The sequence below is a fragment of the Pseudoalteromonas sp. 2CM37A genome, from assembly GCF_023161885.1.
Taxonomy (GTDB): domain Bacteria; phylum Pseudomonadota; class Gammaproteobacteria; order Enterobacterales; family Alteromonadaceae; genus Pseudoalteromonas; species Pseudoalteromonas atlantica.
On the sequence record NZ_JALNTJ010000003.1, the window covers coordinates 305,248 to 327,140 of the forward strand.

Annotated in this window: 23 protein-coding genes; 10 read left to right on the top strand and 13 right to left on the bottom strand. The window is 40.5% G+C overall.

What is annotated here, in order from left to right:
* Window positions 1-17 precede the first annotated feature (17 nt).
* Window positions 18-1,265 carry a cell division protein FtsZ gene (gene ftsZ, locus MTF68_RS08770; protein ID WP_004589421.1) on the top strand — a complete coding sequence of 416 codons (1,248 nt, stop codon included), beginning with the start codon at window positions 18-20 and terminating at the stop codon, window positions 1,263-1,265.
* Between the two features lie 106 nt (window positions 1,266-1,371).
* Window positions 1,372-2,283: a UDP-3-O-acyl-N-acetylglucosamine deacetylase gene (lpxC, locus tag MTF68_RS08775; RefSeq protein ID WP_004589422.1), complete on the top strand. Its 912-nt coding sequence runs from the start codon at window positions 1,372-1,374 to the stop codon at window positions 2,281-2,283.
* Window positions 2,284-2,411: 128 nt separating this feature from the next.
* Here the strand turns inward: lpxC and yjjG are convergent, their stop codons facing one another.
* The 3 genes from yjjG to MTF68_RS08790 all read right to left on the bottom strand — a co-directional run bounded on the left by yjjG (window position 2,412) and on the right by MTF68_RS08790 (window position 4,591).
* The gene (yjjG, locus tag MTF68_RS08780; RefSeq protein ID WP_248462248.1) at window positions 2,412-3,086 is read right to left on the bottom strand and encodes a pyrimidine 5'-nucleotidase; all 675 of its coding nucleotides are present in this window, start codon (window positions 3,084-3,086) and stop codon (window positions 2,412-2,414) included.
* On the bottom strand, window positions 3,086-3,628 hold the full coding sequence (gene yjjX, locus MTF68_RS08785) for an inosine/xanthosine triphosphatase (protein ID WP_064384753.1): 543 nt from the start codon (window positions 3,626-3,628) through the stop codon (window positions 3,086-3,088). Before yjjX ends, yjjG begins: the two co-directional genes overlap by 1 nt.
* A 63-nt stretch (window positions 3,629-3,691) precedes the next feature.
* Window positions 3,692-4,591 (bottom strand): phosphoribulokinase, encoded by a 900-nt coding sequence (locus MTF68_RS08790; protein ID WP_004589425.1) that lies wholly within the window; start codon window positions 4,589-4,591, stop codon window positions 3,692-3,694.
* 116 nt (window positions 4,592-4,707) lie between these two features.
* On the opposite strand from MTF68_RS08790, the gene MTF68_RS08795 reads away from it, so the two are divergent.
* Together MTF68_RS08795 and MTF68_RS08800 are read left to right on the top strand one after the other, a co-directional pair.
* Window positions 4,708-5,580, top strand: a complete 873-nt coding sequence (locus MTF68_RS08795; protein ID WP_096042297.1) for a hypothetical protein — start codon at window positions 4,708-4,710, stop codon at window positions 5,578-5,580.
* Window positions 5,581-5,643: 63 nt separating this feature from the next.
* The gene (locus MTF68_RS08800) at window positions 5,644-6,009 is read left to right on the top strand and encodes a hypothetical protein (RefSeq protein WP_004589427.1); all 366 of its coding nucleotides are present in this window, start codon (window positions 5,644-5,646) and stop codon (window positions 6,007-6,009) included.
* A gap of 65 nt (window positions 6,010-6,074) precedes the next feature.
* Here MTF68_RS08800 and MTF68_RS08805 read toward each other — a convergent pair whose 3' ends face one another.
* The 6 genes from MTF68_RS08805 to MTF68_RS08830 all read right to left on the bottom strand — a co-directional run bounded on the left by MTF68_RS08805 (window position 6,075) and on the right by MTF68_RS08830 (window position 11,566).
* Window positions 6,075-8,648, bottom strand: a complete 2,574-nt coding sequence (locus MTF68_RS08805; protein WP_248462249.1) for a M1 family metallopeptidase — start codon at window positions 8,646-8,648, stop codon at window positions 6,075-6,077.
* Window positions 8,649-8,796: 148 nt separating this feature from the next.
* Window positions 8,797-9,477 carry a hypothetical protein gene (locus MTF68_RS08810; protein ID WP_248462250.1) on the bottom strand — a complete coding sequence of 227 codons (681 nt, stop codon included), beginning with the start codon at window positions 9,475-9,477 and terminating at the stop codon, window positions 8,797-8,799.
* 153 nt (window positions 9,478-9,630) lie between these two features.
* Window positions 9,631-9,981, bottom strand: coding sequence for a DUF2750 domain-containing protein (locus MTF68_RS08815; RefSeq protein ID WP_004589430.1), 351 nt, complete (start codon window positions 9,979-9,981; stop codon window positions 9,631-9,633).
* 17 nt (window positions 9,982-9,998) lie between these two features.
* Complete coding sequence (locus tag MTF68_RS08820) at window positions 9,999-10,577, bottom strand: glutathione S-transferase family protein (protein ID WP_064384752.1); 579 nt, start codon at window positions 10,575-10,577, stop codon at window positions 9,999-10,001.
* Between the two features lie 55 nt (window positions 10,578-10,632).
* Window positions 10,633-10,914 carry a peptidylprolyl isomerase gene (locus tag MTF68_RS08825; RefSeq protein ID WP_004589432.1) on the bottom strand — a complete coding sequence of 94 codons (282 nt, stop codon included), beginning with the start codon at window positions 10,912-10,914 and terminating at the stop codon, window positions 10,633-10,635.
* Between the two features lie 79 nt (window positions 10,915-10,993).
* The gene (locus tag MTF68_RS08830) at window positions 10,994-11,566 is read right to left on the bottom strand and encodes a glutathione peroxidase (protein WP_004589433.1); all 573 of its coding nucleotides are present in this window, start codon (window positions 11,564-11,566) and stop codon (window positions 10,994-10,996) included.
* An 82-nt stretch (window positions 11,567-11,648) separates the two neighbouring features.
* Between MTF68_RS08830 and MTF68_RS08835 the strand changes: the two genes are divergently transcribed.
* From MTF68_RS08835 to MTF68_RS08845, 3 genes are all read left to right on the top strand, one after another.
* Window positions 11,649-12,140 carry a GNAT family N-acetyltransferase gene (locus MTF68_RS08835; protein WP_248462251.1) on the top strand — a complete coding sequence of 164 codons (492 nt, stop codon included), beginning with the start codon at window positions 11,649-11,651 and terminating at the stop codon, window positions 12,138-12,140.
* 110 nt (window positions 12,141-12,250) lie between these two features.
* Window positions 12,251-14,242, top strand: coding sequence for an ATP-binding protein (locus MTF68_RS08840; protein ID WP_248462252.1), 1,992 nt, complete (start codon window positions 12,251-12,253; stop codon window positions 14,240-14,242).
* Between the two features lie 49 nt (window positions 14,243-14,291).
* Window positions 14,292-15,419, top strand: a complete 1,128-nt coding sequence (locus MTF68_RS08845; RefSeq protein ID WP_024033288.1) for a response regulator — start codon at window positions 14,292-14,294, stop codon at window positions 15,417-15,419.
* Between the two features lie 30 nt (window positions 15,420-15,449).
* On the opposite strand, the gene queG is transcribed toward MTF68_RS08845, so the two are convergent.
* The 4 genes from queG to MTF68_RS08865 form a co-directional block, all read right to left on the bottom strand.
* Window positions 15,450-16,583, bottom strand: coding sequence for a tRNA epoxyqueuosine(34) reductase QueG (queG, locus tag MTF68_RS08850; RefSeq protein ID WP_029774050.1), 1,134 nt, complete (start codon window positions 16,581-16,583; stop codon window positions 15,450-15,452).
* Between the two features lie 117 nt (window positions 16,584-16,700).
* Complete coding sequence (locus MTF68_RS08855) at window positions 16,701-17,918, bottom strand: methyl-accepting chemotaxis protein (protein ID WP_248462253.1); 1,218 nt, start codon at window positions 17,916-17,918, stop codon at window positions 16,701-16,703.
* A gap of 360 nt (window positions 17,919-18,278) precedes the next feature.
* Window positions 18,279-18,980 carry a glycerophosphodiester phosphodiesterase family protein gene (locus MTF68_RS08860; RefSeq protein WP_055252750.1) on the bottom strand — a complete coding sequence of 234 codons (702 nt, stop codon included), beginning with the start codon at window positions 18,978-18,980 and terminating at the stop codon, window positions 18,279-18,281.
* On the bottom strand, window positions 18,977-19,843 hold the full coding sequence (locus tag MTF68_RS08865) for a DMT family transporter (protein ID WP_024033283.1): 867 nt from the start codon (window positions 19,841-19,843) through the stop codon (window positions 18,977-18,979). The genes MTF68_RS08860 and MTF68_RS08865 overlap by 4 nt, the downstream gene beginning before the upstream one ends.
* Window positions 19,844-20,001: 158 nt before the next feature.
* On the opposite strand from MTF68_RS08865, the gene MTF68_RS08870 reads away from it, so the two are divergent.
* Genes MTF68_RS08870 through MTF68_RS08880 form a run of 3 tightly spaced genes read left to right on the top strand, consistent with a single transcriptional unit; the run spans window position 20,002 to window position 21,883 of the window.
* Window positions 20,002-20,172, top strand: a complete 171-nt coding sequence (locus tag MTF68_RS08870; protein WP_024033282.1) for a hypothetical protein — start codon at window positions 20,002-20,004, stop codon at window positions 20,170-20,172.
* The gene (locus MTF68_RS08875) at window positions 20,169-21,266 is read left to right on the top strand and encodes a histidine kinase (protein WP_248451247.1); all 1,098 of its coding nucleotides are present in this window, start codon (window positions 20,169-20,171) and stop codon (window positions 21,264-21,266) included. Before MTF68_RS08870 ends, MTF68_RS08875 begins: the two co-directional genes overlap by 4 nt.
* Before the next feature lie 2 nt (window positions 21,267-21,268).
* Window positions 21,269-21,883: a response regulator transcription factor gene (locus MTF68_RS08880; protein WP_004587598.1), complete on the top strand. Its 615-nt coding sequence runs from the start codon at window positions 21,269-21,271 to the stop codon at window positions 21,881-21,883.
* Window positions 21,884-21,893 lie beyond the last annotated feature (10 nt).

Here is a 21,893-nt window from a genome sequence, read left to right on the forward strand (position 1 = left end):
CAAGTCGGAGAGTAAACATGTTTGATATGATGGAACAACACAGCGAAGAAGCTGTAATTAAGGTAATTGGCGTGGGCGGTGGCGGCGGTAACGCTGTTGAGCACATGGTAAAACAACAAATAGAAGGCGTGCGCTTTATAGCCGCAAATACGGATGCACAAGCATTACGTAATTCCGCTGCCGATATTACCGTACAACTAGGCACGCAAATAACCTCAGGGTTAGGTGCAGGTGCAAACCCAGAAGTAGGCCGCGAATCGGCTGAAGAAGATGCAGAAACAATCCGTGCCAGCCTTGAAGGCGCAGATATGGTATTTATTGCTGCCGGCATGGGTGGTGGTACAGGTACTGGTGCTGCACCAGTGGTTGCTAAAATTGCCAAAGAATTAGGTATTTTAACGGTTGCTGTAGTAACGCGTCCTTTTGACTTTGAAGGCAAAAAGCGCGCAGCAGCTGCTGAACAAGGCATTAACGAATTGTCAGAAATTGTAGACTCACTTATTACAATTCCGAACAATAAATTGCTTAAAGTTTTAGGTAAAGGGACTACACTGTTAGATGCCTTCGCTAAAGCAAACGACGTACTTTTTGGTGCGGTTCAAGGTATTGCTGAGCTAATTACACGTTCTGGTTTAATTAACGTGGATTTCGCCGACGTACGTACCGTAATGTCAGCAATGGGTACTGCCATGATGGGCACAGCCTCTGCATCAGGCCCAGATCGTGCTCAAGAAGCTGCAGAAGCGGCTATCTCAAGCCCATTACTAGAAGACGTTGATTTAACCGGTGCTAAAGGTATTTTGGTTAATATTACCGCGGGTATGGACATTGCGATTGAAGAATTTGAAATTGTGGGTAACCACGTTAAAGCGCTAGCGTCTGAAAATGCAACCGTAGTTGTGGGTGCAGTTATTGACCCAGAAATGAGCGACGAGTTACGTGTAACTGTTGTTGCTACGGGTTTAGGCGGCGATCGTCGTCCGCAGTTTGGTATTGTTGATAACGGCTTTAAAAAGGCATCAGGTTCTGATGTAGCAAGTTCATCAAACCAATCTAGCAGCATGTACGTACCAAGCTTTGCAAGCCAAGGCACAAGCACTGAAGAAACGACGCCAAGCACACAAGTAGAAAGCAAAGAACAAGCGCCATCTACAAGCTCAAGCAACACGGCAAGTTCATCAGCGCAAAACAGTAAAAAAGCGGATAAATCAGAAGGCGGAGATTATTTTGATATTCCGGCTTTTTTACGTAAGCAGGCTGATTAACATTTACTAATGCTTTTGTTTGAAATATGTACAAATATTGAAAGGCAAAAGGATTTATGTTAAACTCCGCCGTCTAACTGTAACTGATTTAAAAGTGAGCGAACCTATGATTAAACAGCGTACGATTGCACAAGTAGTCAAAGCCATAGGAATTGGACTTCATAAAGGTGAGAAGGTCACAATAACTCTCCGACCTGCGAGCGCAAATACCGGGATTGTATTTCGTCGTGTCGACCTTGATCCGGTTGTTGATTTTGAAACAACACCTGAAGCCGTTGGTGATACGCAGCTGTGTACCTGTTTAATTAACAAAGATGGCGTTCGCTTATCAACGACTGAGCACCTAATTGCAGCAGTTGCTGCAATGGGTATCGACAATTTAATTGTTGAATTAGACAGCTCAGAAGTGCCGATTATGGATGGTAGTGCATTACCGTTCATTTATTTGTTACAAAAAGGCGGCATTGAAGAGCAAAATGTTGCGAAACGCTTTATTCGTATAAAAGAAAAAGTACGTATTGAAGAAGGCGATAAATGGGCCGAAGTAGAACCATATGATGGTTTTCATATCGACTTTGAAATTGCCTTTGATCACCCTGCCATTAATGAAAGCCGCCAGCGCATTGGTTTAGATATTACTGCGCAAAGCTTTACTGAAGAAATTAGCCGTGCACGTACGTTTGGTTTTATGAAAGACATTGAATACATGCATGCTAATAACCTAGCACTTGGTGGCAGCATGGACAGTGCAGTAGTACTTGATGACTTTAAAGTACTAAACCCAAATGGTTTGCGCTACAGCGATGAATTTGTAAAACACAAAATATTAGACTGTGTGGGCGACATGTTTATGACAGGTCATAACCTACTAGGTAAAGTAACGGCTTATAAATCGGGTCACGATTTAAATAATAAGTTACTTCGCAAAATTATGGCAACAGAGTCAGCATGGGAGTGGGCAACATTTGAAACGCCTGTTACGATGCCTGCACCCGGCCTTGAATTAGCGACGGCCTAATTTAGTATTTTTTAAAAATACACGCTCACAAACAGTTATAAAAAATGACGCTTAATAGCGTCATTTTTTTGCCTTAAATTAGCGAGTTGCAGCTAATTACTATTAATTTTTAATAATTAACGCGCAGCTTAAAGCGCTAAAATTGTTGGTAACTGTGCCAGTTCAGTTATGGTGTAGGTTGGGATTATGCCTGCTGGTAACTGCTCGCCTGGGTGCTGTAGCCAACAGGTATCAATACCGGCATTATTGCCTCCTAAAATATCGCTAGAGGCAGTGTCGCCCACCATTAATATTTTGCTTTTGTCTGGGTTACCCATAAGCTCAAATGTGTGCTCAAAAATAGCCTTGTTAGGCTTAGCAATGCCTACCAGTTCCGAAATAACCAGCCACTCAAACATATTTTCAAGGCCGGTATGCGCTAGGCGCAGGGCTTGCAAACGGGCAAAGCCATTAGTAATAATACCCAATTGTGCATGCGGTTTTAGTGCATTTAGTAAATCGATTGCGCCGGGGAGTGGTTCACAAATTTGTGCCATAGCGTCTAAAAATGCATCGTTTAGCTCTTTAGCGGGTACCCCTAATTTTACAGCCCACTCGTTAAAGCGGGTTACTTGTAAGTAATCGGCGCTAATTTTTCCATCTTGATAATCTATCCACAGCTGCTTATTAGTTTTTTGGTAATGGATGTAATCGGCTTGGGTAAACTCAATGTTGTACGCTTTAAACATGCGGGTCATTCCCGCTAAAATATCAAACCTGAATAGTGTTTCGTCTGCATCAAACAGTACATAACTGTATTTCATTAATTTTCCTGATAAAGGCTAGGGTGTAAAAAAGGAGCCATAGCTAAGGTAAGCGCTTGGGTGTAGGTGCTTTGGCGAGTGGCATGATTGTTTGTGAGAAGCCCTATCGCGCCGCCTTTTTGCTTAACATTATGGGTGTTAAATGCTTTATCCATTACATCGCCAAGCTCTTCTCCGCTTAGCAGCGCGTTATATAACACTTGCGGTAACGGCAGGTTACTGCTGCGTCCTATCGCTTGCTCAGAGCCATTATTAATCACAACATAGGCAAAGGTTGCTGCACCATAGCTAAATTGCTCTGCACCGCCTTCCATTGCACAGTAGTAATCTGCTTGATACATGCTTTTACAGTAAGTAACTCGGTTTTGTGCGCCTATACGGGTTTGTTCCTCGCCAATTGGTTGATCGGGAACATTTGAGGGAGCATCAACGCCTTGGCAATCAATTTCATAACTAGGAAAGTACATTGCAAAAATATGTTTTGCAGCGTTAATTTTTACTGGGTTTTTAGAGCCCACAATAATTTTTAATGAGTGCGACACGTTTTCCCTCACTGTTAGCAAAAGCAGCAGTGTACGTCAGAAGTGTAAATCATAAAAGAGGGGCTAAATGGGTATATCTAAAGGGGCTAGGTTTTCAAGAGCACGCTTTTTAACAATAATGTCTTTAATTAGCGGAGTAAGCACCAGCTCCATTGCTAAACCCATTTTACCGCCTGGCACCACAAGGGTATTTATACGTGACATAAAGCTGCCTTCAATCATCTGTAAATAATACGGAAAATCAACGTCATCAATTCCTCTAAAGCGAATAACCACAAAGCTTTCATCTAGTGAAGGAATATCTTTTGCGCTAAATGGGTTTGACGTATCAACCGTTGGCACACGTTGAAAGTTAATATGGGTGCGCGAAAACTGCGGTGTGATGTGGTTAATGTAGTCATCCATACTGCGTACAATTGAATCCATTACTTTTTCGCGAGAGTGGCCGCGGTCTTGCGTATCGCGGATCAATTTTTGGATCCATTCAAGGTTAATAATAGGCACCATGCCTATAAGTAGATCCACGTGCTTAGCTACATCATGATCCTGATCAACCACGCCACCGTGCAAGCCTTCGTAAAACATTAAATCAGTGTTTGTTTCAAGATCTTGCCAAGGGGTAAAGGTCCCCGGTAATTGATTATAAGGCACTGCTTCGTCAAAGGTATGTAAGTATCGGCGTAACTTGCCTTGGCCTGTTTCGCCGTAGGTACCAAATAAGGTTTCTAATGCGCCAAAGTCATTGGCTTCACGGCCAAAGTAACTTATATGTTTACCTTCTTGTTGTGCTTCGCGTACTTTTTTGTCCATTTCTGGGCGCGTGTAACGATGAAAGCTATCTCCTTCGATAAAAGCCGCATCAATGTTGAGGCTACGAAAAATATGTTTAATTGCATTGGTGGTAGTGGTAGTTCCCGCACCCGACGAACCTGTAATAGCAATGATAGGATGTTTAGCTGACATGTATTTTCTCTTTTTTAGGACCAAGTTAGTTATAAAGAGTTGACTGGCTTAGGTCAAGTGACGCCATCGGCAAATAACGTTATCATGAGGTGCTTAAAAATAAAACGAGAGAAAGCATGAAACTTATTAAACCATGGCTTGGGCTAGTCTCTTTAGCGGCGCTAAGCCTTGCTACAGCGCAGGCTAGCATGCCTAAAAGCCAAATATTACTTGCTGATTTAAATACACCCTACGGTATGCAAGTGAGTATAGTGAGCGACAAAAATAGCTATAACAACCAACCTTATTTAACAAACCAGGGTATTTATTTCACCCATGAAGTTATTTCAAGCGAGCAAAGTCAAACCGATATTGCCTATTATGATTTAGCAACCAAGCAAGTAAGTAACATAACAAATACGCCAGTGAGCGAATATTCGCCCACTGTTATGCCCTCAAAACAAAGTTTATCGGCCATTGTGGTAGAGCAAGATAGCAAACAAAAGTTGTGGCAATACCCACTCGATACTGAGCAAGCACCGAGCCGTATTTTTGATTGGATTGAACCTGTTGGTTACCACGCATGGGGCGCTCAAAGCGATTTAGTGATGTTTATTTTAGGTGAGCCACATACTTTGCAATATACTTCGGTTGCTGCGGCAAAAGGCAAGGTGGTAGCAAGTAACATAGGGCGTACGCTTATTTATAACAGTAAAACCGCAACATTTTTATTTAGTTACACAAAAAATGATCAGCATATTTTAGCAAGCTTTAACCCGCAATCTAAACAGGTAGAAGATTTACTTAGATTGCCAGAGCAAGTACAAGACTTTATTTTAAAAGATGCTAATACAGTGGCTTATGCGGTTAAAAACCGTGTATATATGCGTAATTTAAGTGGCAGCGATGAGGTTTCTCAATGGCTTAACTTAAGCCCATATTGCGAGACAAATATAACGCGAATGAGTTATAAAAACGACAAACTTGCCTTTGTATGCGATGTAAAATAATTCGGACTTTGCAGCGCGTATAGGCTAATGTAATGCACAATTAAACATTAAAGGGATCACCACGTGGCTTATAGTGCAGATGAGTTAACAGAGCAGCTCATTCAGTTAAAGTGCAGAAGCAACTTTAAAATTAAAAACATTGCTGAGTACATGTTAGCAAATTCTAAAGAAGCAATTTATACCCACAGCGAAGCGGGTAAAGGCAAAATAATTATTCGCCCAGCCTTTGAGGTGTTTAGCGATGATTTTGCAACAATTGATGAGGTAACACGAGTACAGGGTTATTTTCATAGTAGCGAGATGACGCGCTTTCCTACACGTATTCACAAAAGTGCGCAGCCGATTCACTATGGTGTGGCCTTTAAAATTAACTCAGAGCAAGCAGCAAAAGACTTTATTGCCAAGCTAACACAGATTATTAACGGGTAAATAAAAGCCGCTGAGTGAATAACTCAGCGGCTTTTTTAATTATACATATTTACTTTTAATTATACTTATTTGCTTTTTAAAAAGTCATTAACTGATGCCAGTTCACGCTCTTTAAGCGCAATACAATCATGGGTACTTTCTTCAAGCTTGCTTAGCGTACGCGCGTAGCCCGGTGTTTCTTCAATTTTATCTTTAAAGAATGCTTGCGTGGTTGCTAAACTTTGTTCATCACAACGCGCGGTCGTAAAGTACGGTAAGTTAGGCACAAAAAACGGCGGTAAGCTTTGTGTTACCTTGTCGTAATTGTTGTATATCCACTCAATAAATAATGCTTGGCGTGGCTCGCTATAACTTTGACCTGCTAAAATAGTGCGCATATCAGACGCGGTTACTTCGTCGGTTAGGGTGTACGCTAATACTTGCTTTTGTAACTGCGCTTTACCCATAAAGCCCATTGCAGCCAGCATGTTTGTGCGTACTTGTGGATCTTTAGTGGTTTTAAAGGTTGCCATAAATTGATCAAGTAAGGCTTTATCCCCATTATAGGCGGCAAGTTTTAAGTAGGTAGCTGCTAAATACGGATCCACTTTTTGCGGATCGTTTAAGTACACTTGCGTTTGCTCTTTTGCTTTGCTGATCACACGTTGATCTTCGCCATCAAAACCAAGCAAGGAAACAACACCCGCACGTAGTTGCGATACTGCACCGTCTTCGCCAGCTTGTGCTTCTAGTGAGTATTTTTTAGCTGCAGGCATTACTGCACTGCGAATAAACTCAGGCCATAACGCTTCGTTGCTTTCATCTTTAAAGGTATTTTTTTGCGATACCAAGTAGCCCAGCGCTGTATTTGCAACACGAGGGTGATCATCGCTCACAAATACTTCTAAGGTTTGCATTAACTTAGCCGCCGATATTACACCCGCATCAAGTAGTGCATCAGTGGCAGAGAGCAGCGCTAAGCGCTCACGATCATTAAGTGCTTGCGGAGCATGTTTTATTAGCGAATCAAATTGCGCATCGTCCATTACCCAGCGGTAATAACCTAGCGCCCCTTCATCGGGATAAATCCACTGTGGTTCAAAATCAAGTGTTAGGGTTTGGCTTTGCTTATTGAGTAAAATACTGGCTGTTTTTACTTTATCACCAGCGCCATATTTTATCCCAACAGGGACATTCCAAAGCTGTGCGGGTGCATCTACACCGGCATTAGCAAAGCGACTTTGCGATATAGTAATTTTTTTACCGTCTTGTTTTACATCTACAAGCGGAAAAGAAGACTGTTCAATAAATGATTTTAAAACACTCGCAACATCTTTATTAGAAGCTTTACCTAGCGCTTCCCATAAATCGGCTGCTTCGGCGTTTTTATACGAGAATTTTTTTAAGTAACTTTGAATCCCTTTTTGGAATGCCTCTTCACCAATCCAGTTTTCAACCATAGCCAGTACTGCGCTGCCTTTACTGTAGGCAAGCCCTAAACCATCCATAATATCGGCTTCGGTTTTAATCGGTTTACGAATCGGCTTAGTGCTTAAGCGAGCATCTAATGCCATTACGTTGTTTTGTGGTAAATCAAGGTGAGATTCAAATTCTGGATTAAGCTGTTTAGTAATTTTTGCCGCCATCCAGCTGGCAAATGCTTCGTTTAACCATAAGTCGTTCCACCACTTCATGGTAACTAAGTTACCGTACCATTGATGGGCAAGCTCGTGAGCAATAATCGACACATTACGCTGTTTTTTACTGCGTGTAGCAGCTGCTAAATCAACCAGTAATATATCTTCGCGGTAGGTTATTAGGCCTGAGTTTTCCATTGCGCCAAAAGGAAACTCGGGTACTGCTACCGAGTCGAGCTTTTTATAAATATAAGGAATACCAAAATACGCCTCAAGTGCAGCAAGTACTTTTGGCATGTTCTCTTTTGCGTAATCAGCTAAATGAATTTTACCCTGCGGGGTAATAACACGCCCTGGAATTGGCATGTCTTTTATTTCAAGCTCTTCAAAAGGGCCCACGGCCATAGCCACTAAATAAGAAGGAATAGGTGGCGTTTTATCAAAGTAATGCGTTGTCATCTCGCCGTTAACTGTGGTTTTAAGCTCTGGCGTATTGGCATAAACCTTTTGAGACGTTGGCGCTGTAATTGTTAACTGAAACGGTATTTTATAACTTGGCTCATCAAATACTGGAAATGCACGGCGTGCATCATTCATTTCAAACTGAGTAAATAAATAAGGTGTGCCCTGATCAATTGTTTTGTATAAGCCCACACTTTGGCGATTATACGGCGCAGAAAAATCTATTTTTAGGGTGTACTTACCCGGTTGAATTTGCTCATCACAGCTAAATTTTACTTTTTCTGTTTTTAGCATTTCGTTATTTAAGTCGCAGTTTTCATCGCCTAGTAACTGCGCCATTTTAACAGCGTAAGCCACGCCGTTAAGTTCAATGTAATGAGTGGGTTTTAACACTTCTAGGGCTATTTCTGTCATCCCTGTAAAGGTGTCTTGGCTTGGGTCGAGTGTTAACGACACCTTTTGTGAACTTGGTTTAGCAAGCTTTTCGATAACGAACTCGTTAGCGTTGGCAGTAGTCATTGCTAAAGCAACACTTACTGTTAATAGGCTTTTTAAAAACATAGTGATCCCTAGATTGTTGTTGTTAGAAACTGACTCAAACAGGCATTTCTATGCCCTTAAAAATTGAGATTTAGATATCCTAGCAGTTTTTTTTATGAGAGTAATTTAATAAAGTGGCTGCTTGGATTTAAAATAGTAACAAATAGTGTCAGTGGCTCTGGCGCAGCTTAAAGCGCTGCCAGTGCAGCTGTGGGTTAATGGTGCGAATTTGCTGTATTACGTTGTTTAGTAAGGCGGTATCGTCAAATTTATCATTGGGGTATTCGTTAAACCCCATTAAATAATTAAAGGCGTCTTTTGAATTAGCCTGTAATGCGTAAATACGTACTTGTTGCTCAAAATTAAGTCGTAGGCTACTTATGGCGGTTTTCATACCGAGTTGATCAACAGTGGGAATGGCACATTTTTGCAAATAACCCGCACGCTCACCTTCACCAGTAAACCAAATGCGTACTTTTTCGCTGTAACGGCCAGACTTAGCCGGTAAATCAAACAACAAACGTGTGTGATTATGTGCTTTAACAAAGGCAATAAAGTCGTTAAGCCCTGCATCAACTAAGGCTTGATGCACCGGAACCAAGCGCGCTTTTATTTTTCCATTAGTATGAAAATTAAAACATAAAATGCCATTTTTAAGCCCAAGATCGTCAAGCGTTAAGCAGCCAATTTCATCGCTATATGCGCCACTGTAATAGGCAATTAAAGGCAACCAAAAATGCCAATGCTTTGCTTGCTCTCTTGCTACTTTAAAGTCGCCATAAATATAGCCGTTATAAAGCGTATGCAGTTCCATTGCTGAAAAAGGGCGGCGGCCAAGATGGGTTTTCAACGTAATCCCTTGAAATTAATGACATGTTATATTTTATACTTAAAACAGATAAACATGCGAGTATCGATTCTAGTATTTATGTTTTTAGCTACAAAACAAAAACACCCACTTAAAAAGCAGGTGTTGTATTCACTATTTAATTTATAGTGGCAGTTATTCGCTAAGTGCGCGTGCTAAGCCAACAGGCTCTATTTCTACACACACTTGGTCGTCATTCCAATTTAAACCAACTAATGCGCTGTCTTCGTTTAAATCTTCTACCCACTCATCTAAAAATTCATCTAAATTAATTTCTACAGGCGTAAATTCTTGCCACTCTTCTTTACACTGGGCTTTTGCTGCGTCTTCGCTTTCCCATAAAAGCAGTACATCCGTTTCGGCAAACTGGTTAGATTCGCACACTACAAAGCCGCCGTCGTCGCCACCTAACGCCCACACTTGCTCGCTTAAACGTACTTTTTCTACAAAGCTAACTAGTTGTGATTCAATTTCAATATCGCTCATGTGTTTACCTTATTTGTTTAGAGTCTGGGATCGGTGCTTACTGCAGCTTGACGCGTGCCATAGTCGTTATAAAAACTGACTAAAGCAGCGTGTTGGCTAAAGTCTGTTAATTCACGAAAGCAAATCCAATCAAGTAGGCAGTATAAACTGATGTTAAGGCATTCACAGCCTTTAAATTCATCATCGTTTAAATGACTATTTAAATAGCTTAATGTTTGTGCAATTCGTTCGTTTTGCAGATTAAAAAATAATTTATCGTCGTTAGTATCAAACCCTGAGCGTCTGCTAAGTGCTAATTCTACTAACGAGTCGTTACAGGCGTTGATAATATTAAGTAGGTGCTCTTGCGACCAGCTTAGTGGTGTTTTACCAGCCTTGGCGATAAGGTAACGTAAAATAATGGTTGAATCGCTTAGCGTTAAATCACCATCAATTAAAACCGGTATTTTTCTTCCTGGGTTATTACTGGCTAAGGTAGGGCGGTCTTGCTCAGAAAAAATATCTAGGTTTACTAGCGCTAAGTCAACATTGTTTTGTGCTGCCCACATTCTTACTCTGCGCGCAAATGGAGAAGGGTTAGATCCTATAAGTTTCATAATTGCTCCTAAAAAAAGCCGCATAAGCGGCTTTTTGTGTTGCGATAAGTCAACGTTATTCTGAGCGGCTTGTCACTTCTAGTAAGTGATAGCCAAACTGTGTTTGTACAGGGCCTTGTACTTGATTAATTGGCGCTGAAAATACAACTTTATCAAACTCAGGTACCATCATACCTGGGCCAAACTCGCCAAGTGCTCCGCCGTCTTGACCAGAAGGACAGTTTGAATATGTTTTTGCAAGCTCTGCAAAGTCTTCGCCTTGTTCAATCTTAGCTTTTAAATCTAAGCACTCTGCTTCGCTGTCTACTAAAATGTGCCTTGCACTTGCCACTGCCATAAAATCTCCTGTTTAAAGTTGGTGTATTTAACCATTAAAGCCAGTCTAGTTAGTTTTAACTCGCAGTACCAGTATAAACTTAATTGATGAGTAGCGTATTTTCAATTGCATCAATTAATTCTTTTGAATTAGGAGCTACTTTACTGTTAAAGCGTTTAATTGTTTTGCGATCAGCTGAAACTAAATATTTATAAAAGTTCCAGTTAGGTGAGCTGGTTTGTGCGTTTAAGTGTTTAAATATTGGATTTGCATCACTGCCGCGAACTTCGCTGGTAGTAAACATAGTAAAAGTAACGCCGTAATTAATAAAACACACTTTTGCTATGTCTTTTTCATCGTTTTCTTCTTGAAAAAAATCATCAGATGGAAAACCTAATACCACTAAACCTTTATCTTTGTATTGTTGGTGTACTTTTTCAAGGCCCTCAAATTGAGATGTAAAACCACAATTGCTAGCCGTATTTACAATGAGCAAAGGGCGGTTTTTAAATTGGCATAAGTTTAAGGATTCTTTTGAGCGCAGCTTACGTATCTCTACATTTGTAAAGTCTTCACATTGTTGCTGCTGTTGTTTGCTGGGTAACGTGTCATTTGCTTGGGCAGCTAAGCTCGTAATAAAAATACTGAGCCCTAGTATCGTTTTTTTTAACATACTCAACGCCTAAATTTATAATTGTTTGACTAGTCTATCTTACGCTAATATGCACAAAAGTGATCAACAATATTAAGCTGTTATGACTACACGTTTAGCCACTATAGAAGATTTACCTGCCATTGTCGCAATATACAACGAAACGATCGCCTCGCGTATGGTGACCGCCGATACCGAAGAAGTATCGGTACAGAGCAAATGTGAGTGGTTTAATAGCCACACCGATAAACGACCTATTTATGTTTATTGCGAAAATGACCAAGTACTTGCCTGGCTAAGTTATAAATCGTTTTATGGGCGCCCCGCATACGATGGCACCGTCGAAATGAGCATTTATATTACCAAAGCGGCGCAAGGTAAAGGACTTGGCAAAAAGCTGATGGAGTTTGCCCAAATAGAGGCTAAACAGCTAGGAATTGATGTGTTGCTTGGTTTTATATTTAGCCACAACTTACCAAGTATTAAGTTATTCAAGCACTTTGGTTTTAGCGTATGGGGTGAGTTGCCTCATATCGCGGTAATGGATAACACACGCTACAGTTTAACAATATTCGGTAAGCATCTACCAAAATAGTTGTGGAGCTTATCGGTAAAAAAATCAAAATTAAGTCTAACAACCTATACCAACTAAGAAATTATAGGCTACGCTATTAACATATAAAGTGTTTACGATAGTGTGGCTTAATGAGTCGAAAAATTTTAATTGTAGATAGCAGCAGTGTTATCGCAATGAGAGTGAAAGTTTTACTAGAATTAATAGGTTGTGAGGCTGAGCTCGTTCATTACTCTATGATTGATTTATACTCTAACACCAGCCAGTATGACTTGGTAATTGGTGCTTACGGAGTACCGTGTGAAGTAGTAAAGTCGATAGCTCAAAAAATCTCACAAGACCGCTGTGTATTACTTGCCCCTAAAGCCGAAAGCGGTGAGCAACTTAGCGCCTTTAGCGAGCTTAATAAGTTAGTCCCAGATGCAACGGTTATTTATCCGTTTTTTTCAAATAAAGAAATTACCTCATTACTCGAAAACCTCTTAGAGCTTGGCTCTAGTCACGTTCTAAAACTCCCCACTATTTTACTTGTTGATCATATGCCTGAGCGCCTTGAAAAAATGAAAAGTAATTTAGTCGGGGCGCATATCAAAACGCTAACCGCAACCAGCGCAACCGAAGCGGTGGCAGTGGCTAATGAAAACAGTATAGATATTTTAATTAGCGATTTTAGCTTTGAAGATGGCACCGGTTTAAATATTTTTTCTGCTATTAAAATGTCTCAGCCAGATTGCCGATGCTTATTGTTTACCGCACGCCCTGAGCAAGTTTCAATGATTGAGGCAATTCGTAAAGGGGTTGAAGATGTTTTAATAAAGCCTCTAACCGATAGCGTACTGCTGCAATCGGTACATAAATTGTGGCAAACAGAGCTTTTAAAACGCCGTAACGCTGAGCTAGTTGAGCGTTTACAAGATACCGTTGATGCATTAATCGAAAAAGACAGCCTACTACAAGTTATTTATAAAAATACGCCTGACGCCATTATGTTATTTGAGCGCAGCGGCAAAGTAATAGAAGCAAACGATGCCTGCTTAAGGCTGTTTAAGCTACCCTTTGACAAACTCGCGGGTTTTTCGGTATTTGAATTTTTAGATGAGGAATCAAGTGCTGAAATAAAAAATAAAATCAGCACACTCAATCGTAACCGCCAATTTAGTAGCGACCTACGTTTGCAAAAAACAGACGGCGGGTATATTCCGCTGGTTGGCTCGTTTAACGAAATAGACCACCATGGCGAAATTGCGTTAGCGGTTATATTTAAAAATGTAACTCACTTAAAACAAAAAGAAGAATTACTCCTTGAAGCCAAAGACTTACTTGAGGAGCAAGTGCGAGCTCGTACTTCGCAGCTAGAGCATGCTAAAAATGTGGCCGAAGCTGCCAATTTAAGCAAATCGGAATTTTTGGCTAACATGTCGCACGAGTTACGCACCCCTATGCACTCTATATTAAGCTTTTCACGATTTGGTTTGAGTAAGTTAGAAGCGGGCGATTTTGCTAAAGATAAACTCTTAAAATATTTATCTCGTATTGAAAGCAGCGGCGAGCGTTTATTGTCGTTATTAAACAACTTACTTGATTTATCTAAATTGGATGTAGGGAAATTTCCATTTAACCCACGCCCATACAATATAGAAAGTATTATAAAAACCAGTATTGATGATGTCTCTGGTACGGCTATGGAAAAAGAAATTGAAATTGTTTTTTCAAAACCCGGGCCAGTGGTTGTGCAGTGTGATGAAGAGCAAATTAATCAGCTATTGCGCAATGTGTTAGGTAACGCACTTAAATTTAGCGAACCTAAAAGTCGTATTGAAGTGAACTTAATGGCTGATCAAAACAGCGCCATTATTGATGTAATAGACAATGGAATAGGTATACCTGAGGATGAATTAGAGCACGTGTTTACTAAATTTGTACAAAGCAGCAAAACGAACAGTGGCGCTGGTGGTACTGGTTTAGGGCTTGCGCTTTGTAGAGAGTTTGTAGCACTTCATCAAGGCGAAATTACGGCAAGTAATAATAGCGATGGTGGTGCAACAATTAGGATTCAGGTACCCCTAGAAATAGATTTAGATGAGCATTTAGCCGATGATAAGCTAGCAGTGCAAGATAGCTAATTATATGTGTAAGTAATGTTTAAATGATATTTAATTGGATGATGAAAATATGGCCTTAACTAAAATTCTTGCTGTAGATGATGAACCTTTCAACCTTGAAATTATTGAAGAAATTTTAGAAGATCTTGATTTCGAATTACAAGTTGCCACAAGCGGCCCTGAGTGTTTAGCCATGGTTGAAGGCTACATGCCCCAAGTTATTTTACTTGATGTAAGTATGCCGCAAATGAATGGCTACGAAGTGTGTAAAGCATTAAAGGCGAATCCGAATACCGCGCATATAATTGTTATGTTTGTTTCCGCTAGAGGAACGGTTGAAGAGCGTATGGAAGGTTACTCAGTAGGTGCTGAGGATTACATTGTAAAACCGTTTGGGCATGATGAGCTTAAATCAAAACTTAAAAACTTAAACCAAGTATTAATAGAAAAACAAAGCCTTGAAAAACAAGTAGAAGATGCAACATCTACGGCATTTAACGCTATGGCAAACAGTAGCGAAATGGGACAAATAGTTAACTACATTGAAAACATTGGTTTTATTAATAATCCGCAAGATTTAGGTAAAGCCTTAATAGACTGCTTACAAACGTTTGACCTACAAAGTAATGTTGAATTTAGACATGGCGATACAATAGAGCACTTTGCCCTTAATGGAGTGTGTTCGCCGATTGTAATTGAGCTGTTTGATATGCTTAAAAACAAAGGTCGCTTACATGAGTTTTCTCACCGAATATTAGTTAACTACGAGATGATAAGCTTATTAATTCTGAATATGCCAGATCACGACCCAGATAAACACGGGCGTATTCGTGACCACGTTTGCTTTATTGTCAGTGTGACTGAGCAGCAGTTACGTGCAATTATGACCAAGCAAATGCTTGAGTCGCAGCAGCAAAAGCTAAATGATGTAGCCAGCACAGTGCATAGTAAGTTTCATGGCTTGATTGGGTTACTAAACGAAAACCGCGAAAGTAACGAAAAAGTATTCAAGCAATTACAAGAAGACTTAGAAGTGCGCATACCCACAATGGGGTTAGATGAAGACCAAGAGGTGTTTATTTATAAAAAAGTGGACGAAACTATTCAAAATTCAATTGCCAGAGAAGAGTCGGTTAAACAAGTTAAAGCCGCCTTTGCTGAAATTGAACAAGATTTATCTTTGTTACTTAAAAAATAAACCTTTCACAATAAGGCTCACCTGAGTGATTTACGCATCACGAGGTAAGCCTTTTTCGACAATTCTAATTAGGCGCTGTGTTTTACGAAGTTGTTCTCGTTGTTTATTATTTTGTTGCTCAAGCGCCCACTCTATATGCTCTTTTACTAGCTGCGAGCTAGACTCATGTTTGCTTTCTAAAGCGTTAATAATGCTAGGGCTAAAATCGGCATTGCCTAAACCCACCGCTAAATTACGCAACCAACGTTCGTGTCCAATACGGCGAATTGGGCTGCCTTCGGTATTTTTTAAAAATGTAGGTTCGTCCCAGGTAAATAGCTCAAGTAAGTCTTTGTTTTTTAATTGCGTACGGGGATGAAAGTCTTGCTCATCGGTAATTTGACCATAACGGTTCCATGGGCAAACCAATTGGCAATCGTCGCAGCCATAAACTCGGTTCCCCAATAATGCACGGTATTGCTCAGGTATAGGGCCTTGGTGCTCAATGGTTAAGTACGAAATACATTTGCGTGCATCTACCACATACGGCTCTACAATTGCGCCTGTTGGGCAAAGCGTAATGCAAGCTACACATTTTCCGCAGCCTTCAAACGTGTTTTCATTATCTATTGGCAGCGGTAAATCAACAAAAAGCTCACCTAAAAAAAACCACGACCCAGCTTCTTGGTTTATTAATAAAGAGTGTTTACCTCGCCAGCCCAATCCCGCTTTTTCAGCAAGCTGGCGCTCAAGCACAGGCGCAGAGTCTACAAATGGCCTAAAACCGTAATCGCCAATTTCTTGCTCTATTTTTTGGCCCAGCTTTTTTAGTCGGTTGCGCATTAATTTGTGATAGTCACGCCCTAATGCGTAGCGGCTAATGTAGGCTTTTTCAGTGTTTTTTAGTGTTTTGGCAAAACTAGCATCAGGAGGCAGGTAGTTCATTTTTACCGAAATAACCCGCTGGGTGCCAGGGACTAGTTCAGCAGGGCGAGCGCGTTTCATGCCATGGGCTGCCATATAATCCATAGAGCCATGGTAGCCCGCATCTAACCAGCGCTGTAATTGTGCTTCGTGTTTAGATAGGTCTATATCGGTAATACCCACCTCACTAAAGCCGAGTTCTTGGCCCCAGGCTTTAATATTTTTGGCTAGCTGTTGATAGTTAGGGGTTGAGTTACTCACACACATTACACACTTAAATAATTAGCTGCGTAATTTACCATATTTATAAAGCGCTGTTGAATGTTGCCAGTTAAAATATTAAGGCAATACAGCGCTCGGCTTTTGTTTTGTAATTGCTTATTGCACAAAGCGCTTTAATTGCTGTTGCGTTTGTTGGCTAAGTGCATGTGATTGCTGGCTATTACTTAGCGCATGATCAATAGCGCTTTTAGCTTGCTCGCCTAAGGTAACAATTTGCTCTACCGATTGGTGAGTGTGCTGCTGCGCTTGCTCTAGCGTATGCACCGCATCCGCTATTTGCTGTAGCTGCTGTTGGTTTTGTTCAAACTCGCTTAGCATTGTTTTAAACCCTTCAGAGGTATTACTAATGGCGCTTTGTGCGGTACTTGAGTGGCTAATTAACTGCTCACTTTCTTGGTTGGTTTCGTTAACCAGCTCATTCATTTGGTTAATAAAGTCGCTTATTTGTCGGGTTGCGCCACTTACTTTTACCGATAATGTACGTACTTCATCAGCTACAACCGCAAACCCTCTACCAGCTTCGCCAGCGCGTGCCGCTTCAATGGCAGCGTTTAGTGCCAGTAAATTAGTTTGATCCGAAAACTCCTCAACCATTTTTAAAATGCTGCGAATGTTTTCGCTGTTTTCTTTAAGGCCAGACACCGTTTTAGAAAATCTTTGCAGCAAGGTACCAATAAGCGACACTTTATCAACTAAGCTTGCAAGCTCTTGCGACGAAAGCTTAACAAAGTCTAAGTGCTCGCTGTTAACGCTATGCACGCTGTCGGTATTGCTCACTATGCCCTCTAAGCTTTGCACTATTTGGTTACTCGCATTAATAATATTGTGGCTTAGCTGAGTTTGCTGCTCACTTAAGTGCTGCGTATTTTGCATAGCGGTATTTACATCAACATTACTTTGCTCGCTGGCTTTAGCGCTGGCGTGAGTTGTACTTAGTAAATCACTTAAGTGGTTAGTAAATAAGTTATATTGCGTACTTAGTTCTTTAAATTCGTCAAAAGAAAATTGCGGTAAGTTGGCGGCTAAATTAGCCTCTTGCTGGTTTATGTTTACTAAAGTGTCGCACATAGCTTTTACAGGGCGCACTATTAAATAGCGCATATAAAAAATAGTAAAGGCAAAGCCCGCTACAATAACTAAGGTTAACAACCAAAATGCGCTAGTACTGTGCTGCTCGCTTAAGCTTTGATATAACCAAAATAAGGTAATGGCCTGAAACAAAAAAACAAAGCTTAAATTACCCACTATTTTACGCGTAAGCGTATAAAAAAATGTTCGCTCAATATAATTATAAAATTGCATTACACCACTCATTTATTGCTTACCCATCTAGGGCGTGTTGACCTTTGATGGTTGAATTTGCAGCAGTATGTTTGGCTTTTAGGCAAGGCAAAGCCTATGAAGTGTGGTTATTCCCCATAAATAGGCGATAACGCTGCATAAATGCCAAACATGCGCTGCCCTTTGGGTTCTGCCTAAGGGCGATAAACTCTTTGTTGCCTACATGGATGTAGGTAAGGGGCGTGAGCAGGACGCGGAAGCTTTACTCGGTTTTTACTTAGCCCACTAGGTTACAAGCCTCGCGCCGCGATTTAATCGCCCCTAGATTGAACAAATTTCAATCCGCAAAGATCATCACGCCCTAGCTAGATTATCGACTAAGTTACCGTTAACTCAAGTAATAATGTTTGCTAAATATTTTTTAGAGCGAGCGGGGTAATTAGTAAAAATACCATGCACCCCAATTTTTAGCATAAAATCCATGTCTTCTGGCCTATCTACGGTGTAGGCATAAACTTGCAGGCCTCGCGCTATGGCATCATCTACAAAAGCTTTATTTACAAAGCTTTTGTCTACATGAACACTATACGCATTTAACTGTTGAGCAAACTGTGCATAATTTAATGGAATTGATGAGGTTAACGCGCCAATGTGTAACCACGGTAACCTATTTTTAAGCCAATGAATTTGATGGTGATCAAACGACGACACTAAAATATTACCTTTAGTAATAACGCCTTTAGCAATATTGTTGTTTAAAATAGTGGCAAACTTTTCCAGCTCAAAGGTATGTTTAAGCTCTATATTGAGTAATGTTTTATTGTTATTCCAATCAAGTAATTGCTGTAGAGTGGGGATTTGCTCGCCGTTACCGGCATCCAACAGACTAAGTTGCTGCGCCGTAAAGTCGCTTACTTTACCGTGCCCGCTGGTGGTTCTATCTAGCCACGAGTCGTGTATGAGCATATAGTCATCAAGCGCACTTTGAATATCAACTTCAATGCCATCTACCCCTACATTTAACGCTTCTAAAATAGCGCTTTTAGTGTTTTCTGGGTAATTGCCGCTTGCCCCTCGGTGCGCAAATATTTTCATTTTCTAGCCTTTTGAGTAATAGACCATGTTTCAAAACAGGCTGCACTGACTATAAGTGCACCGCCAATAAGTGTTAGTAGCGTTGGGCGCTCATGAATAATAACAATAGCCAACAAAGTGCCGTAAAGCGGCTGCAAGCACGAAATTAACCCCGCAGTAGCTGCCGATAAGTGCTTTAAACTCGCTGCAAACAGCGAGTGCGGTGTAGCGGTAAAAATAATACCCGCCACAGCAATTAAAATAAGGTCGTGGTTACTCACCTCATACACAGGGACCTTAATAAATGCGCAAAGCATAACACTTGCCACTAAGGTTTGATAAAACATGGTTTGTGGGCCGCCATACTGGCTAAAAAAACGCTTATGGGTAATATTTCTAATCGAAAAAAACAAAGCCGAAACCACACCCATAATAACCCCTAAGGTTACATCGTCGCCTAAATTTGCGCTGGGTACGAGTAAATATATACCTAATACAACCACAGCTGCGCTTATAATATCTTTTGCTTGGGGCCTGCTTTTATTAAACAAGGGCTCTAAAAATACCGTCATTACTGGGTAGCTAAAAAAAGCCAGCATACCCACAGTTACGCCCGCCATTTGCATGCCTGCAAAGTAAGTAACCCAATGCATGCCTACTGCCACACCTAAAAATAACGCAATGAGGTAATCTTTTGGTTTATTTAACTTAATTTGTTTTTTTTGAAAGTACAGCATAGCCAATATTGCCATACCAGCAATAGCGGTACGATACACCGTAATATCAATTGCATTTAACCCTATTAACTTTGCAAAAAGGGCGGTGCCCCCAAAAAGTAACACGGCAATATGTAAGTAAATCAGGCTTTGCTGTTGTGGCTGCATTTAAATGAGAACTCCTTTTTTTATTATCTTATCACTGGGTGCGAACTCACAGGATGAAATTTTAAAAACATGACAAATGTCAGCAAAGTTAATGACATTTCACACTCTTATTATTTTTTGGCTTTGGCATAGTTAACTTATCTTAATGGGAGGTGGCTATGAATACGTTAATTTTAATAAGTCTCGCTATTAGCGAGTTTTTAGAATCACTTAGCTTTAGTGTTTCAATAAATGATTACTTTATACTCATTAGTATTTTTGTGTTATTTATATTTATTAATAAAAATAATGTTATAAGCAATAACAATGAACTAGGGGCTCTGGCATGAGTACAACAAATACGCTTTCAAAGCCCAGTAATAAAAAGTTTTGGGAATACGCACCTTTAATTTTTACTGGGTTTTATTTGCTTCCGACTCTTTTTAATCTATCTAACTTGCCAGTCAATACCATTGTAATGAGCGTGGCGTTTTATATTGTATTTATTTTGCTTTACATAAAAGCCATGCACTGTGAAACAAAGCGTATAACAACGCTGTTTGTTATTATGTTAGTGGTGTGTTTTAGCGCCACATTTTATACCACAGGTACCTCTACATTATTTGGTTTTATCGCGTTTATAGCTGGTGAGTCATACGCTAAAAAAAGCAGATTATATGCCGTTTTTAGCCTTATATTTACGGTGGCGTTAAGCGCCTACTTGGCAGATATAGCAAACATAAAATACTTTTTAGCCGGCACTTTATTAATTTCAGGGGCGCTGTTGGCCTTTGGCATAGCAACTCAAAAAGAGCGCCTGCATAAAAAGCGCGAACAAGAAAGCGCTAACCAACTAGAGCAATTGGCCGCCATTGCTGAGCGCGAACGAATAGCGCGCGACCTACACGATATTTTAGGCCACTCACTATCATCTATTGCTTTAAAAGCTGAGCTTGCTAATAAGCTAAATCAAGGAGAGCGCTACGAACAAGCCAATAACGAAATAGCACAAGTAGCAGATCTAGCAAGGCAGTTACTTAGCGATGTAAGAAACGCCGTAAGCGATTTAAAACAACTTAATTTAATAAGCCAAATAGCCCAGCTTAAACAAAGGCTAATAGAGCAAGACTTTAACGTTAACTTTAATGTTGTATTAAATACCTTGCCTCCTAAAGTAGAAGGGATCGCAGGGCTTATAATTAAAGAAGCGGTAACTAATTTATTACGCCATAGCAGTAATAAAAACGGCGAAATAAGTATAGAGCAAACACAGCATCAGCTGCATATAAATGTGGTTGATAACGCACCTTGCAGCACGTTAAACGCAGGTAACGGTTTAAATGGTATTAAAGAGCGCGCAGAGCAACTTAATGGCCATGCCACGTTTACCTGTGGCGAGAAGTTTACTTTAAACGTAATGCTGCCAATTTCAGCTAAGGATTAACAATGATCAAAGTATATTTAGTGGAAGATCAAGCACTCGTGCGCGACGCTGTAGGGGCACTGTTAAGCCTTGACTTTAATATTGAAGTGATAGGCCAAGCCAGTAACGGCCAAGATGCCCTTAATGCAATAAAAGCACTGGCCGATGAGGCATTGCCAGACATAATTTTAACCGATATTGAAATGCCACACATGAGCGGTATAGAGCTAAGTGAGCAAATAGCGGCCACGTTCCCAACCATTAAAATGGTTATTATGACCACATTTTCGCGAGCTGGTTATATTAGGCGCTCGCTCGCCCTAGGCGTTAAAGGCTTCATTTTAAAAGAAGCACCAAGTGATGAGCTTATCAATGCACTTAAAAAAGTAATGCAAGGGCAAAAGGTTATAGACCCAGAGCTTGCCATTAACGCGCTTGATGATGCAGACCCGCTCACCGATAAAGAGCGCAAAGCACTTAAGCTTGCAAGCGATGGCTTAAAAACAAGCGACATAGCCAAACAGCTGTTTATAAGCGAAGGCACAACACGTAATTATTTATCCGATGCTATCGCAAAACTCAATGCCACTAACCGCGTAGATGCAGCGCGTATTGCAAAGCAAAAAGGCTGGTTATAATTGCGCTTAT

Bases quoted from the DNA above. Each gene is read 5' to 3' on its own strand.
- ftsZ (WP_004589421.1), top strand. From the start codon at position 18: ATGTTTGATATGATGGAACAACACAGCGAAGAAGCTGTAATTAAGGTA.
- lpxC (WP_004589422.1), top strand. From the start codon at position 1,372: ATGATTAAACAGCGTACGATTGCACAAGTAGTCAAAGCCATAGGAATT.
- yjjG (WP_248462248.1), bottom strand. From the start codon at position 3,086: ATGAAATACAGTTATGTACTGTTTGATGCAGACGAAACACTATTCAGG.
- MTF68_RS08790 (WP_004589425.1), bottom strand. From the start codon at position 4,591: ATGTCAGCTAAACATCCTATCATTGCTATTACAGGTTCGTCGGGTGCG.
- MTF68_RS08795 (WP_096042297.1), top strand. From the start codon at position 4,708: ATGAAACTTATTAAACCATGGCTTGGGCTAGTCTCTTTAGCGGCGCTA.
- MTF68_RS08805 (WP_248462249.1), bottom strand. From the start codon at position 8,648: ATGTTTTTAAAAAGCCTATTAACAGTAAGTGTTGCTTTAGCAATGACT.
- MTF68_RS08815 (WP_004589430.1), bottom strand. From the start codon at position 9,981: ATGAGCGATATTGAAATTGAATCACAACTAGTTAGCTTTGTAGAAAAA.
- MTF68_RS08820 (WP_064384752.1), bottom strand. From the start codon at position 10,577: ATGAAACTTATAGGATCTAACCCTTCTCCATTTGCGCGCAGAGTAAGA.
- MTF68_RS08825 (WP_004589432.1), bottom strand. From the start codon at position 10,914: ATGGCAGTGGCAAGTGCAAGGCACATTTTAGTAGACAGCGAAGCAGAG.
- MTF68_RS08830 (WP_004589433.1), bottom strand. From the start codon at position 11,566: ATGTTAAAAAAAACGATACTAGGGCTCAGTATTTTTATTACGAGCTTA.
- MTF68_RS08835 (WP_248462251.1), top strand. From the start codon at position 11,649: ATGACTACACGTTTAGCCACTATAGAAGATTTACCTGCCATTGTCGCA.
- MTF68_RS08840 (WP_248462252.1), top strand. From the start codon at position 12,251: ATGAGTCGAAAAATTTTAATTGTAGATAGCAGCAGTGTTATCGCAATG.
- MTF68_RS08845 (WP_024033288.1), top strand. From the start codon at position 14,292: ATGGCCTTAACTAAAATTCTTGCTGTAGATGATGAACCTTTCAACCTT.
- MTF68_RS08855 (WP_248462253.1), bottom strand. From the start codon at position 17,918: ATGAGTGGTGTAATGCAATTTTATAATTATATTGAGCGAACATTTTTT.
- MTF68_RS08860 (WP_055252750.1), bottom strand. From the start codon at position 18,980: ATGAAAATATTTGCGCACCGAGGGGCAAGCGGCAATTACCCAGAAAAC.
- MTF68_RS08865 (WP_024033283.1), bottom strand. From the start codon at position 19,843: ATGCAGCCACAACAGCAAAGCCTGATTTACTTACATATTGCCGTGTTA.
- MTF68_RS08870 (WP_024033282.1), top strand. From the start codon at position 20,002: ATGAATACGTTAATTTTAATAAGTCTCGCTATTAGCGAGTTTTTAGAA.
- MTF68_RS08875 (WP_248451247.1), top strand. From the start codon at position 20,169: ATGAGTACAACAAATACGCTTTCAAAGCCCAGTAATAAAAAGTTTTGG.
- MTF68_RS08880 (WP_004587598.1), top strand. From the start codon at position 21,269: ATGATCAAAGTATATTTAGTGGAAGATCAAGCACTCGTGCGCGACGCT.